At 69.1% G+C, this 12,392-nt stretch carries 14 protein-coding genes; 5 read left to right on the top strand and 9 right to left on the bottom strand.

All coding sequences use genetic code 11. The features are described from left to right. Window positions 1–6 precede the first annotated feature (6 nt). A complete protein-coding gene (locus tag AC3A6B_RS14645) occupies window positions 7–894 on the top strand; it encodes a LysR family transcriptional regulator (RefSeq protein WP_487837416.1) in 888 nt (295 codons plus the stop codon). On the opposite strand, the gene AC3A6B_RS14640 is transcribed toward AC3A6B_RS14645, so the two are convergent. Then, window positions 869–1,207, bottom strand: coding sequence for a hypothetical protein (locus AC3A6B_RS14640; RefSeq protein WP_487837415.1), 339 nt, complete (start codon window positions 1,205–1,207; stop codon window positions 869–871). The genes AC3A6B_RS14645 and AC3A6B_RS14640 overlap by 26 nt on opposite strands. On the opposite strand from AC3A6B_RS14640, the gene AC3A6B_RS14635 reads away from it, so the two are divergent. From AC3A6B_RS14635 to AC3A6B_RS14625, 3 genes are all read left to right on the top strand, one after another. After that, window positions 1,188–1,652 carry a hypothetical protein gene (locus AC3A6B_RS14635; protein WP_487837414.1) on the top strand — a complete coding sequence of 155 codons (465 nt, stop codon included), beginning with the start codon at window positions 1,188–1,190 and terminating at the stop codon, window positions 1,650–1,652. The genes AC3A6B_RS14640 and AC3A6B_RS14635 overlap by 20 nt on opposite strands. A 74-nt stretch (window positions 1,653–1,726) precedes the next feature. Then, window positions 1,727–3,016 carry a Zn-dependent hydrolase gene (locus AC3A6B_RS14630; protein WP_487837413.1) on the top strand — a complete coding sequence of 430 codons (1,290 nt, stop codon included), beginning with the start codon at window positions 1,727–1,729 and terminating at the stop codon, window positions 3,014–3,016. After that, window positions 3,016–3,507, top strand: coding sequence for an ureidoglycolate lyase (locus AC3A6B_RS14625; RefSeq protein ID WP_487837412.1), 492 nt, complete (start codon window positions 3,016–3,018; stop codon window positions 3,505–3,507). Before AC3A6B_RS14630 ends, AC3A6B_RS14625 begins: the two co-directional genes overlap by 1 nt. Here AC3A6B_RS14625 and AC3A6B_RS14620 read toward each other — a convergent pair. Continuing rightward, the gene (locus AC3A6B_RS14620; protein ID WP_487837411.1) at window positions 3,494–3,958 is read right to left on the bottom strand and encodes an SRPBCC family protein; all 465 of its coding nucleotides are present in this window, start codon (window positions 3,956–3,958) and stop codon (window positions 3,494–3,496) included. The two genes, AC3A6B_RS14625 and AC3A6B_RS14620, sit on opposite strands and share 14 nt — an antisense overlap. A gap of 274 nt (window positions 3,959–4,232) precedes the next feature. Here AC3A6B_RS14620 and AC3A6B_RS14615 point away from each other — a divergent pair, with 274 nt between their 5' ends. Further along, window positions 4,233–5,060: an isocitrate lyase/PEP mutase family protein gene (locus tag AC3A6B_RS14615; RefSeq protein ID WP_487837410.1), complete on the top strand. Its 828-nt coding sequence runs from the start codon at window positions 4,233–4,235 to the stop codon at window positions 5,058–5,060. Here AC3A6B_RS14615 and AC3A6B_RS14610 read toward each other — a convergent pair. The 7 genes from AC3A6B_RS14610 to AC3A6B_RS14580 all read right to left on the bottom strand — a co-directional run bounded on the left by AC3A6B_RS14610 (window position 5,057) and on the right by AC3A6B_RS14580 (window position 12,347). Then, entirely contained in the window at window positions 5,057–5,266 is a 210-nt protein-coding gene (locus tag AC3A6B_RS14610) for a hypothetical protein (protein ID WP_487837409.1), read from the bottom strand. The two genes, AC3A6B_RS14615 and AC3A6B_RS14610, sit on opposite strands and share 4 nt — an antisense overlap. A gap of 106 nt (window positions 5,267–5,372) precedes the next feature. Continuing rightward, window positions 5,373–6,569: an amidase gene (locus AC3A6B_RS14605; RefSeq protein ID WP_487837408.1), complete on the bottom strand. Its 1,197-nt coding sequence runs from the start codon at window positions 6,567–6,569 to the stop codon at window positions 5,373–5,375. 20 nt (window positions 6,570–6,589) lie between these two features. Further along, complete coding sequence (locus tag AC3A6B_RS14600) at window positions 6,590–7,579, bottom strand: ABC transporter ATP-binding protein (protein WP_487837517.1); 990 nt, start codon at window positions 7,577–7,579, stop codon at window positions 6,590–6,592. A 47-nt stretch (window positions 7,580–7,626) separates the two neighbouring features. Further along, window positions 7,627–8,664, bottom strand: coding sequence for an ABC transporter ATP-binding protein (locus tag AC3A6B_RS14595; RefSeq protein WP_487837407.1), 1,038 nt, complete (start codon window positions 8,662–8,664; stop codon window positions 7,627–7,629). A 5-nt stretch (window positions 8,665–8,669) separates the two neighbouring features. Further along, window positions 8,670–9,569, bottom strand: coding sequence for an ABC transporter permease (locus AC3A6B_RS14590; RefSeq protein WP_487837406.1), 900 nt, complete (start codon window positions 9,567–9,569; stop codon window positions 8,670–8,672). A gap of 143 nt (window positions 9,570–9,712) precedes the next feature. Continuing rightward, complete coding sequence (locus tag AC3A6B_RS14585; RefSeq protein ID WP_487837405.1) at window positions 9,713–10,666, bottom strand: ABC transporter permease; 954 nt, start codon at window positions 10,664–10,666, stop codon at window positions 9,713–9,715. A 13-nt stretch (window positions 10,667–10,679) separates the two neighbouring features. Continuing rightward, window positions 10,680–12,347, bottom strand: a complete 1,668-nt coding sequence (locus AC3A6B_RS14580; protein ID WP_487837404.1) for an ABC transporter substrate-binding protein — start codon at window positions 12,345–12,347, stop codon at window positions 10,680–10,682. Window positions 12,348–12,392: the final 45 nt, after the last annotated feature.

Genomic DNA, 12,392 nt, shown 5'->3' with positions numbered 1-12,392 from the left:
CTCATCATGGATTTGCAATCGCTGACCCTGCTGGTCGAGATCCTCGATGCCGGCAACCTGAGCGAGGCGGCGCGCCGGCTCAAGATGAGCCGCGCCAACGTGAGCTACCACCTCAACCAGCTCGAGCGCTCGGTCGGCGCGCAACTCGTGCGGCGCACCACGCGGCGCGCCGAAGCCACCGAGATCGGCCAGCGCCTCTACCAGCACGGCCTCGCTATCCAGAGCGAACTGCAGGCCGCGCGCGAATCGGCCTCCGCGCTGGGCGAGGGGCTGGTGGGACGCGTGCGGCTCAGCGTGCCCAGCGGCTACGGGCAGCTGGTGATGTCCGACTGGCTGATCGACTTCAAGCGCCAGTACCCGGGCATCGTGCTCGACGTGCTGTTCGAGAACCGCATCGAGGACCTGCTGCGCGACGAGGTCGACATCGCGGTCCGCGTGATTCCCGAGCCGCCGCTGAATCTGGTGGCACGTGCGCTGGGGCCGGTGCGCTATGTCGCCTGCGCCTCGCGTGCCTATGCGCAGGAACACGCGCTGCCCACCCAGCTCGATCAGCTGAGTGGTGCGCCCGTCGTCACCGCCGCCGTGATCGGCCGGCAGTTGCGCATCTCGGCCTACCAGGGCGAGGAGCGGCGCGAGGTGGTGCTGGAGCCGACACTGATCTCCGAGAACTTCCTGTTCCTGCGCCAGGCCATCCTGGCCGGCCTCGGCATCGGGCTGGTGCCCGATTACGTGGTGCAGGAGGACGTGCGGCGCGGCGAAGTCCTGACCACGCTGGACGATTGGCGGCTCAGCATCTTCGGCACGCAGATGTTCATGCTCTACATGCCGAACCGGCAGCACACGCGGGCGACGCGGACCTTCATCGATTTCATCCTGGAGCGAGCGCGGGGCTGACCGTCTGCGCCGCCTCGCGCGCGGGCGGCGGCAGCACATCGTCCGGGATCGGGCAGCGGTAGGCTGCGCCACCGCGCTTGGCGCGCAGCTCGTTCTCCGCCTCGCACAGCAGGTCGGGACGCCCGGCCAGCGCGACGCCGGTCGCGGCCAGGCACTTGGCGGCCAGCAGCATGCCCTTGTGCGCGAGCGAGGTCTTGCCCTGCGCGACCATCTGCCATGAATGGAATCCGGTGCCCCAGGCGAAGCACGCAGTCAGGCACTGGGTGGTCGGCGCGGCCCAGCTCACGTCGCCCATGTCGGTCGAACCGGTCACCGGCCGCGCGGCCCTGGGGCCGGTAGGGCTGGATGCCGGTGGCGATGGGCTGCGGGTCGCGCAGCGCGGCGGCGAAATGCTTGGCGCTGCTGGCGAGTTCCTCGGCCGAGATCGTGGCCTGCATCTTCGCGGCGAAGCGGCGCTCGTCTTCGCTGACTTCGAGCGCGCCCACCGCTTCCATCTGCTCGGCCATCACCCGGTCGAGCGTGTCGTTGTGCAGCACGTTGGACACGGCCTTGTCGAATGCTTCAACGCGGTGGTCTACCGCGCCCTCGGCTCCGACGATCCGGCGCGCCGGCGCTTGTTCCATTCGATCGACGGACTGGCGCTGAACGACCAGGCCTTGGACGAGTTGGCGCGCGCGCAGGGCTGGGACAGCCGGACGCTGTTGGGCCCCGGTGCAACGATGCCGCCACCCGATCCTGACAGCGCGGCGGCGCACTGAGATCTCACGCCTGCCGCAACGCCTATCAGCCGCTCTTCCCGAACCCTGGGCACGTTTTCTGCTGTACTCGCGGTATGAACGATGCCACTTCAACAACAACTGCAGTCGCGGCGGTCACCGAGCTCTCCATCGACCCGCAGCGTCTCTGGGACTCGCTGATGCAGCTAGCGCAGCTCGGCGCCACCGACAAGGGCGGCGTCTGCCGCCTCGCATTGACCGATCTCGACCGCCAGGGCCGCGAGCTCTTCGTGCGCTGGATGAAGGAAGCCGGCTGCAGCGTGCGCGTCGACGCGATCGGCAACATCTTCGCGCGCCGCGAGGGGCAGGACGCGAGCCTTCTCGCCGTGGCCACCGGCAGCCACATCGACACGCAGCCGACCGGCGGCAAGTTCGACGGCAATTACGGCGTGCTCGCGGGCCTGGAAGTGCTGCGCACCTTGAACGATGCCGGCGTCCGCACCGTGGCGCCGCTCGAGGTCTGCGTCTGGACCAATGAAGAAGGCTCGCGCTTCGTGCCGGTGATGATGGGCTCGGGCGTCTATGCCGGCGCCTTCACGCTCGCGCATGCGCTCGCCGCCGCCGACCGCGAAGGCGTCACCGTCGCTGATGCGCTCCAAGCCATCGGCTTCGCGGGCGACACGCCGGCCGCCGTGGATGACGGCGCGCCGCGCTTCGGCGCCTACTTCGAGGCCCACATCGAACAGGGCCCGGTGCTGGAGGATGCCGACGTTCCGCTCGGTGTGGTCACCGGTGCGCTGGGCCAGCGCTGGTACGACGTGGTCGTGACCGGCCAGGAGGCGCATGCCGGCCCCACGCCGATGCAGCTGCGCCGCGACGCGCTGCAGGGCGCCACCGGCCTCATGCAGAGCGTGCATCAGATCGCGATGGGCGAGCAGCCCAACGCTCGCGGCACGGTCGGCTATGTGCAGGTGCATCCCAACTCGCGCAACGTGATTCCGGGTCGCGTGACCTTCACGGTCGATCTGCGCCATGCGGACGACGAGGGCCTCGACCGCATGGACGCGCGCCTGCGCGCGGCTTGCACAGCCGTGCAGGCGCAGGGCGGGCTCACGGTCGAGGTCGCGCAGACCGTCTACTTCCCACCGGCCCACTTCGCCGAGCCGCTGGTGCGCGCGGTGCGCGAAGGTGCCGAGCGTGCCGGCCTCGCGCACCTCGACATCGTGAGCGGCGCCGGGCACGACGCGGTGTACGTCGCGCGCACCGCGCCGACCGCGATGATCTTCGTGCCCTGCAAGGACGGCATCTCGCACAACGAAATCGAGGATGCCCAGCCTGAGCACCTCGCGGCCGGCGCCAACGTGCTGCTGCACGCGATGCTGGACCGAGCGGGGATCGCGCAGTGATGCTGCTTGCGCAGCCGCTCACTGCGGAAGCCTTTGCGCCCTACGGCACCGTGCTCGCGGCGCCCGAAGCGGAGGGGCGTCTCATCAACGGCGGCAATGCCCGACGCTTCGACCTCGTCGACGACCTGCAGCTCGGCGCCGAGGGCGGTCGGCCGATGCTGGCGCTGTTCCGCGCGCAGGCGCGCCGTTTTCCGCATGCAGTGACCGAGTTGGAACGGCACGCGCTGGGCAGCCAGAGCTTTGTGCCGCTCGGCGAGCGCCGCTTCGTGATCGTGGTCGCCCCGGCGGGCCCTGCGCCCGCGGCCGAGGCGCTCGCCGCCTTCGTCACCGACGGCCACCAGGGCGTGACGCTCGCGCCCGGCACCTGGCATCACGCGCTGCTGGCGGTGGATGCGGGCGACTTCGTGGTGGTGGAGCGGGCGAGCGCCGCGGTCGACTGCGACACCATGGCCCTGGCCGTGCCGGCAGACGTCCGGTTCATTGCACGTTGAGTACCTCGGCGGCGAGGCGGTCGAGGTTCTGTTCGTTCGCCTCGACCACGACCTTGGCCACGCGCTGGCGTTCAGCCTCGGTGTCGAACACCTGGCGCCAGCCGACCAGTGTCTTGGCGCCTCGCGCGTCAAACGTGATGGTCAGCTGAAAGTGATGCTGAGACATGTGCTCGAAGACGATTCGCTCCGGCTCGACGACTTCGACGAAGACGCTTTCGTTGGGGTAGTTCGCCCCGTCAGGCCCGTGCATGACGAAGCGCCAAGCGCCGCCTGGACGCAGGTCGAACTCGTGAAATGTGCTGGTGAATCCGTTCGGACCCCACCAGCGCGCCAGGTGGGCGGGATCGCTGAAGGCCTTGAAGACGCGCTCGCGCGGCGCGTCGATCCAGCGGGCGTGGGCGAACGCTCGGTCCGCGGTGGCTTCTTCTTCGGCAGTGGGCTTCTCGTTCATGTGCAAATCCTCGATTGGAGCCGTCTGCCTTGGTGGGCAATGCTACTACTGCTCATGAAAAAACGCGGCAACGCGTCGTCGATGCGAAACCACGGGACCTGTTGCTGCGTCCATACATGATCGTCGATGCGCACGCGCTGCGGTTCGTCCAGTCTGCCGACGGCGATCGACGCCGCAGAGGCAGCCGCCTTGGAAGATCGTTGCGTCGCTCCTGCTTGTCCCCCGTACGCCATTGCGTTCAGAATCCAGGGCCATTCCCCAAGCCGAGGTTCCCATGACCCGCACTGTCGCCGAAAAACGCGCCATTTTTCACGCCCTCCACGCCGAGGGCTGCTTCGTGCTGCCGAATCCCTGGGATGTGGGCAGCGCCCGCTTCCTGCAAGGCCTGGGCTTCAAGGCGCTGGCCACGACGAGCTCGGGCTTCGCCTGGTCGCGGGGCCAGGCCGATGGCGCCCTCTCGCGGGACACCATCCTCGCCCATCTGCGCGAGATCGTCGCGGCAACCGATCTGCCGGTGAACGCGGACTTCGAGAGCGGCTTCGCCCCCGATCCGCAAGGCGTTGCGGAAAGCGTGCGGATGGCCGTCGAGACCGGGGTGGCCGGGCTGTCGATCGAGGATTCGACCGGCGATCCGGCGAATCCGCTTCATGCCATCGACGTCGCGGTCGCGCGGCTTCGCGCTGCACGCCGGGCGATCGACGAGGCCGGCGGAGACACCCTGCTGGTGGGACGCGCGGAGAACTTCTTTCAAGGCCGGCCGGATATCGACGACACGATCGCCAGGCTCAGGGCCTACGCACAGGCCGGCGCCGACTGCCTCTACGCGCCGGGTATCCGCACGCGCGAGCAGATCGCGGCCGTGGTGGCTGCCGTCGCGCCGAAGCCGGTCAACCTGCTCGTCGGATCGACCAGCGAGCTCACGCTGCAGGACATCGCCGAACTCGGCGTGCGTCGCGTCAGCGTCGGCGGTGCGCTGGCGCGCGCGGCATGGGGCGGGTTCATGCGTGCGGCCCGCACGCTGTCGGAACAGGGTCGTTTCGACGGCTTCGCGGACGCCGCCTCGGGCGTGGAACTCAACGCCTTTTTCGAAAAGTCGTCCTAGCCCGCTTGCTGCGCCCGTGTCAGGACTGTTCGCACGGCGTAGCCGTCGCGGTACACGCCCTCGATCGTTCCCATGACGGGGTCGTTCGGGGCCGCCGTCACGAACTTCTCGTCGTCGGTCCTGTAGACGACGATGGTGCGCGCCGAACGCGCACTCAGTGTGCGGGCGACGCCGGTGGCTTGAATCAACGTGCGATAAGTATTCATGCAAGTCCCCTTTGGCGCGCGAATGCTAACGCGAAGGTACTCAATGCAGGGCGGTGACGAAGATCGGACTTGGTCCCAATACGGCAAAAGGCCACGCTTTTCGCGGCTAAGTGAGGCGGGCGCCATCCCGCCCCATGCGCTCCGCCAGCGCGATCAAGGACCGATCCGTCCCCGCCGGCCCCAGCAGCGAAATGCCCAGCGGCGCGCCCTCGCGTTGCGCCAGCGGCATCGAGAGTTGCGGAAATCCGCTGAGTCCCGCTACGCACAGCATGCGGATCGCGCGGTTGCGGTAGTCCTCGAGGCTGCCGTCAGCGGCGTCGCGCCGCGGCGCGATGTCGGGCATGGTGGGCATCAGCAGGACGCCGTCGGCGCCGAGCAGTTCCGCGAGCCGCGATCGGAAGGCGATGCGGAAGGCGCGCGCGGCGTTGACCTGATCGTCCGTCACGTCGCGCGACCAGGCGAAGCGCTCGGCGACGCCGGGGCCGAGCGGCGGCGCGTAGCGTTCGATCAGCGGGCCGTCGGTGAGCCAGGACTCGCGCCCCTGCACGTAGCGGAAGTTCCAGTACATCGCGTCCCAGGATTCGAGCGCGACCTCGACCGGCGAGGCCTTGCCGAGCAGTGACTGCACGCGCTCGGCCACGCCGTCGAGCGCGTCCTTGACCGGCGCCTCCAGCATTGCCCACAGGTCCGTCGGCCACAGCAGCCGAAGCTTGGCCGGCAGCGGGTTGGCGTCGGCTCCGAGCAGCACGTCGGCCACGCGCGCGAAGGTGCCGATGTCGCGTGCGAACCAGCCGCAGGTGTCGAGGCTGGGGGAGAGGTCGAGTGCGCCTTCGAGGCTGACGCGGCCATGCGTCGGGCGCAGGCCGTACAGGCCGCAGTGGTTGGCCGGCGCGCGCACCGAGCCGCCGGTGTCGGTGCCGAGTGCGAAGTCGCACAGGCCCGAGGACACGGCCGAGGCCGAGCCCGAGGACGATCCGCCCGTGATCCGGTCCCTGGCGGCACCGTTGATCGGCGCGCCGAAATGCGCGTTGTTGCCGTTCATCGAGAACGCGAGCTCGTCGGTCACGGTCTTGCCGGCGAAGCGGGCGCCGGCGTCGAGCAGCTTCTGCACGGTCGGCGCGGTGCGCGTCTTGATGCCCGACATCGCGAGCACGATGGGGCTGCCGCCCCCGGTCGGGTAGCCAGCCACGTCGAACAGGTCCTTGACGCCGAAGCGCAGGTCGGCCAACGGCCCGGTCGGCGCGCTGCGGACGGGCACGTCGGGGTAGGGGACGAAGGCGTGGGCAGGGTCGTGCAATGGCATGGTGAAGTGTCGAGTGGGGGTCAGGCGATGACCACCGGCGCGATGGCCGCGGCGGCGCCGGTATGGATGCAGCGCGCGCGATGGCCCGGTGCGAGCTCGACCACCGGCGGCTGCGCCGTGCGGCAGGCCTCGCTCGCGAGCGCGCAGCGTTCGGCAAAGGCGCAGCCCGGCGGCAGCGCCGACAGGTCGGGCGGCGCGCCGCCGATGGTTTCGAGGCGGCTGCCACGCGCCAGCGCGCCGTGGGCCCGGCTCTTCAAGAGCGCGATCGTGTACGGATGGCGCGGCGCGCGCATCAGCTCGCGCGCGGTGCCTTCCTCGACGATGCGCCCGGCATACATCACGGCGATGCGGTCGGCCACCTCGACGGCGGCGCCGATGTCGTGCGTGACGAACACCACCGACAGGCCCAGGTCGCGCTGCAGCTCGCGCAGCAACAGCAGGATCTGGATCTGCACCGTGGCGTCGAGCGCGGTAGTGGGCTCGTCGGCCAGGAGCAGCTGCGGCCGGCAGGCCAGGGCCAGCGCGATCATCGCGCGCTGCCGCATGCCGCCCGACATCTCGTGCGGATAGGCCGCAAGCCGCCGCTCGGGGCTCGGGATGCGCACGCGCTCGAACAGTTCCAGCGCGCGCCGGCGCGCCTCGGCGGCGGACACGGGTTCGTGCCGGCGTATCGCTTCGACGATCTGCGCGCCGACCGAATAGACCGGGTCCAGCGCCAGCAGCGGCTCCTGGAAGATCATCGACGCCACTTTGCCGCGGAAATCCATGAGCTCGGCCTGCGTCATCGTCAGCACGTCGCGGCCGGCCACTCGGACCTGGCCGCCCATGCGCGTGCGGCGCTCGGGATGCAGGCGCAGCAGGGTGCGCATGGTCACGCTCTTGCCCGAGCCCGATTCGCCGATCAACGCGACCACCTCGCCGCGCTGCACGTCGAGGTTCACGCCGGTCACGGCATGCACGGGCTTGCGGCCGCCTGTGAAGCTGACGCTGAGCTCGCGCATGCTCACCATGGGTTCGGGCGCGCAGGAGGGTGCTGATGAGGTGTCGGACATGGGAGTCATGCGGCCTGCGCCAGCGCTTGCGCCATCGGATGCCCGCTGCCCGGCTCGTGGATCAGGCAGCTCACGGCCTGCTGCGCGCCGGCGACCACGCGCGCCGGCATGCGCTGGCTGCACACCGGCGCCGCCAGCGCGCAGCGCGGATGGAAGCGGCAGCCCGAGGGCGGGTTGATCGGATTCGGCGGGTCGCCGGCCAGCGCCGCCTCCTCGGTGCGGTGGTCGGGGTCCATCGAGGGCATCGACGACAGCAGGGCGCGCGTGTAGGGATGCGCCGGCGCTTCGTAGAGCGCGTGCGAGGGGCCGATCTCGGCGACCTGGCCCAGGTACATCACCATCACGCGGTCGCTCATGTAGCGCACCACGTTCAGGTCGTGGCTGATGAAGAGGTAGGTGAGGCCGAACTCGGCCTTCAGGTCCAGCAGCAGGTTGATGACCTGCGCCTCGACCGACTTGTCGAGCGCCGACACGGCCTCGTCGAGGATCACCATGCGCGGCTGCAAGGCCAGCGCGCGCGCGATGTTCACGCGCTGGCGCTGCCCGCCGGAGAGCTCGTGCGGGTAGCGCTCGGCGAAGCGCTGCGGCTCCAGGCCCACGCGCGCGAGCAGGTCGCGCGCACGGTGCACCGCCTCGTTGTGCGCCACACCGTGCACCTGCGGCCCGAAGGCGACCGAGTCCTCGATCGTGAGGCGCGGGTTCAGCGAGGCATAGCTGTCCTGGAACACCATCTGCACCTGGCGGCGGAAATCCTTCAGCGGCAGGTCGCGGCTGCCCACGGCGCGGCCGTCGAAGACCACCTCGCCGGCGGTCGGCGCGATGAGCTGCATCAGGAGCCGCGCGGTGGTCGACTTGCCGCAGCCCGATTCGCCGACCACGCCGAGGGTCTCGCCTTTCAGCACCTCGAAGTCCACGCCGTCGACCGCGCGCACCACGCCGCCGCCGCGGCCCAGCGGGTCCTTCTTGAGCGGGAAGTGCTTCTGCAGCCCGCGGATCGTGATCAGGGGCTGCGCGGGGCCGCCCATGTCGCTGATTGCTTCCATCGCGTTCATCCTTTGTTGTCCATTGCCGAACGCAAGCCGTCGGAAAGCAGGTTGAACGAGATCGAGGTGATGAAGATCATCACGCCCGGCAGGGCAGCCACCCAGGGCTGCACGTAGATCGCGGTGCGCAGGGTGTTGAGCATCAGGCCCCACTCGGGTTCCGGCGGCTTCACGCCCAGGCCGAGGAAGGACAGGCCCGAGGCCAGGATCATCGAGACCGCGATCAGGCTGGTCGCGTAGACGAAGATCGGCCCCAGCACATTGCCCAGCACGTGCACGCGCACGATGGTGAAGGCGTCGGCGCCCGAGGCGCGCGCGGCCTCCACGTAGTCGCGGCCGCGCACCTGCGTGGTCACGCTCTCGGCCACGCGCGCGATCTGCGGGATGAACACGATGGTCAGCGAGATCAGCGAATTGACCACGCCCGCGCCCAGCACGCCCGACAGCGCGATCGCCAGCAGCACCGAGGGAAAGGCATAGAACACGTCGATGGTGCGCATGATCGCGGTGTTGACGATGCCGCCCGCATAGCCCGCGAGAATGCCGATCGCCGCGCCGAGAATGAAGGCGCAGATCACCGGCGTGATGCCGATGAAGAGCGACAGGCGCGCGCCGACGATCAGGCGCGACAGCATGTCGCGCCCCAGCTCGTCGCTGCCCAGCGGCAGGCCCTCGGTGCCGATCGGCTTGAGCCGCTTGAGCATCGACGACTGGTACGGATCGGCCGGCGCCAGCCACGGGCCGAAGACGGCCAGCGCGATCAAGAGCAGCACGACCAGCGCCGCGCCCATCGCGACCGGGTCGCGCGTGAAGCGCAGCAGGGCGGAGGTCCAGTAGCCGCGCGAGCGTTGCATGGGCAGCGCTTGCGCCGCGCCGGAGGGAATGGCGGGAATGATGGCGGACATCGGTTCAATCGGCTGGGGCGCGGCGAGCGAAGCAAAGCCCGTTCGGGGAACACCGCGGAACTGGCTTTGCTGGGCCGCCGGTGTTGCCCCCTTGAGGGGGGATTCGGCTACACGAAGTGAGCAAGAAACGGGGGTGGGTCATTTCAGCTGCGAGCTATACGGGGGTCGAGCAGCGTCTGCAGCACGTCGACCACCAGGTTCAGCAATACGAAGAACAGCGCCAGCACGAGGATCGTGCCCTGCAAGAGCGGCAGGTCGCGCTGGAAGATCGCGGAGTTCAAAAGGAATCCGGTGCCGGGCCAGGAGAACACGGTCTCGATCAGGATCGATCCGCCCAGCAGGTAGCCCAGCTGCAGGCCCATCACGGCCAGCGCGGTAGGTGCCGCGTTCTTCACCATGTGGCGGAACACGCCGAAGTGCGTCAAGCCCTTGGCGCGCAGGCCGACGATGAACTCCTGCTCGAGGATCTCGGCCACCAGCGCGCGCACCGTGCGCGCGATGATGCCCATCGGGATCACCGACATCGTGAGCGCGGGCAGCACGAGGAACTGCAGATGCTCCCAGTCCCAGGCCCAGTCGTTCGAGCCGCCCGGGCCGGCGCCGGTGGCGGGCAGCCACATGAGCTGCGAGGAGAAGACGATCACCATCACCATGCCCAGCCAGTAGTGCGGCACGCTCACGCCCAGCACCGACAGCATGGAGGCCGCGCGGTCGAGCCAGGAGTTGCGGAAGTAGCCAGCGACGAAGCCGAACAGGCAGCCGAGCACGAAGCCGATCGCGGTCGCGACCACTGCCAGGCGCAGCGTGTTGCCGACCGCGGTCAGCACCTCGCCCGCCACCGCACGGTTGCTCGCGATCGAGACGCCCAGGTCGCCGTGCATCGCGCGCCACACCCACAGCACGAACTGCTCGGGCAGCGAGCGGTTGAAGCCGTAGAGCTCGCGCAACTGCGCCTGCAGGTCGGCCGAGGCATCGGGCGGCAAGATCGACACCAGCGGATCGCCCGGCGCCAGGTGCACGAGCGCGAAGCACACGAAGGCCACGCCGATCATGATCGGGATGGCGTAGAAGACGCGGCGCAGCAGGTAGGCGAACATGCGGCTGGGGGCCTCAATCCATCGTCATCGTCGCAATGTCGATGAACCAGCTCTTGGGCTGCACCACGTTCTTGACCTTGGCCGACAGCGCGCGCGGGCCGACGTCATGCGCGATCCAGACGAAGGGCGCGTCGTCCACGATGTACGCATGCAGCTTGGCCAACGCGGCGTCGCGCGCCTTGTCGTCGAAGCTGGTGCGGGCATCGGCCACCAGCTTGTCGACCTCCGGGCTGCCGTAGTAGCCCCAGTTGTTCGACACCGGCGGGAAGGCCTTGGTGCTCACGAAGCGCACCATCGCGAAGAATGGGTCCATCGCCGCGAAGCTCACGTTGGTGGCATTGGCGCCGTTGGCCGATGCGTCCTTGGCGCCCTTGCGCCAGTTGGTGAACAGCGTGTTCCATTCGATCACATCGAACTGCACGTCGAAGAAGCATTGCTTGAGCGACTGCTGCACGAACTCGTTCATCGGCAGCGGCTGCATCTGGCCCGAGCCCGAGGCCGAGATCTGCACCTTGACCTTCACCGGCTTGGCGGCCGAGAAGCCGGCCTGCGTCATGAGCGCCTGCGCGGCCTTCACGTCGTACTTCATGTCGAACTTGGGGTTGCCCCACCACGGATGGCCCGGCGCCACCGTGCCCTTGGGCTCGGCCATCATGCCGCCCAGCAGCTGTTTCAGGCCGCCGCGGTCGACGCAGAGATTGGCCGCCTGGCGCACGCGCTTGTCGAGCCAGGGCGAGCCCTCGACGAAGGAGAGCTGCCAGGGCCACACGTGCGGCTGCGCGTTCGAGTAGATCTTGAAGCCGCGCTGCGTGATCTGCGGCATCGCGTCGGGCGCGGGCGCCTCGATCCAGTCGACCTGGCCGCCCAGCAGCGCGGCCGTGCGCGCATTGGCCTCGGGCATCGGCAGCATCACGACCTTGTCGATCTTCGGCACGCGCTTGGCATCCCAGTAACTCTTGTTGGAGGCCAGCTCCAGGCGCTCGCGCGCGACGAAGCGCGTGACCTTGAAGGGGCCGGAGCCCGCCGGGTCGGCCGCGAAGGCGGTCCATGCAGCCTTCGAGCGCTCGGCCGGCGCCGTCACGCTGGCCGGCACGGCCTTGAGCTTGGCGTCCCACTGGGCCGGCGAGGCCATGAACAGGTTGGTGAGGTTGATCGGCAGGAAGGCGTCGGGCTCGCTGGTGGTGAGCTCGATCGTCAGGTCGTCGATCTTGCGGGCGCTCTTGAGCGTGGGCATGCGCGAGGCCGTCACGCCGACCTGGCTGGGGTCGAACTGCGGCGCTTCCTTGTCGAGCACCTTGGCCACGTTCCAGACCACCGCGTCGGCATTGAAGGCCGAGCCGTCATGGAACTTGACGCCGGGGCGCAGCTTGAAGACCCACTTGGTCTTGTCCTTCGCGTCCACCGCCCAGGACGTCGCGAGCGCGGGAATCACCACGCTGGGCGCATCCGCCTTCGAGAGGTCCCACTGCGTGAGCGAGTCGTAGATCGGGATGCCGGTGAAACGGTTGCCCTCGAAGCCCTGGTCGGGCTGGCCCAGCGTGCGCGGAATGTCGGCGGCGGTCATTGCGATGCGCAGCGTTTTTTCCTGGGCGAAGGCGGCGGGGTGCGCCAGCGCCAGCGCCAGCAGGGCGGCGCAGGCGGCCAGGGGTTTCAGGGGCAGGGACGGAACGACACGCTTCACGGAGAACTCCTGTTCAGGACAACAAAATGATTCGATGAGAAGTCA

Source organism: Variovorax sp. Soil_C_33, from assembly GCF_057656935.1.
Note: the sequence above shows the minus strand (reverse complement) of the source record. Positions and strands in the feature narration are given on the sequence as shown.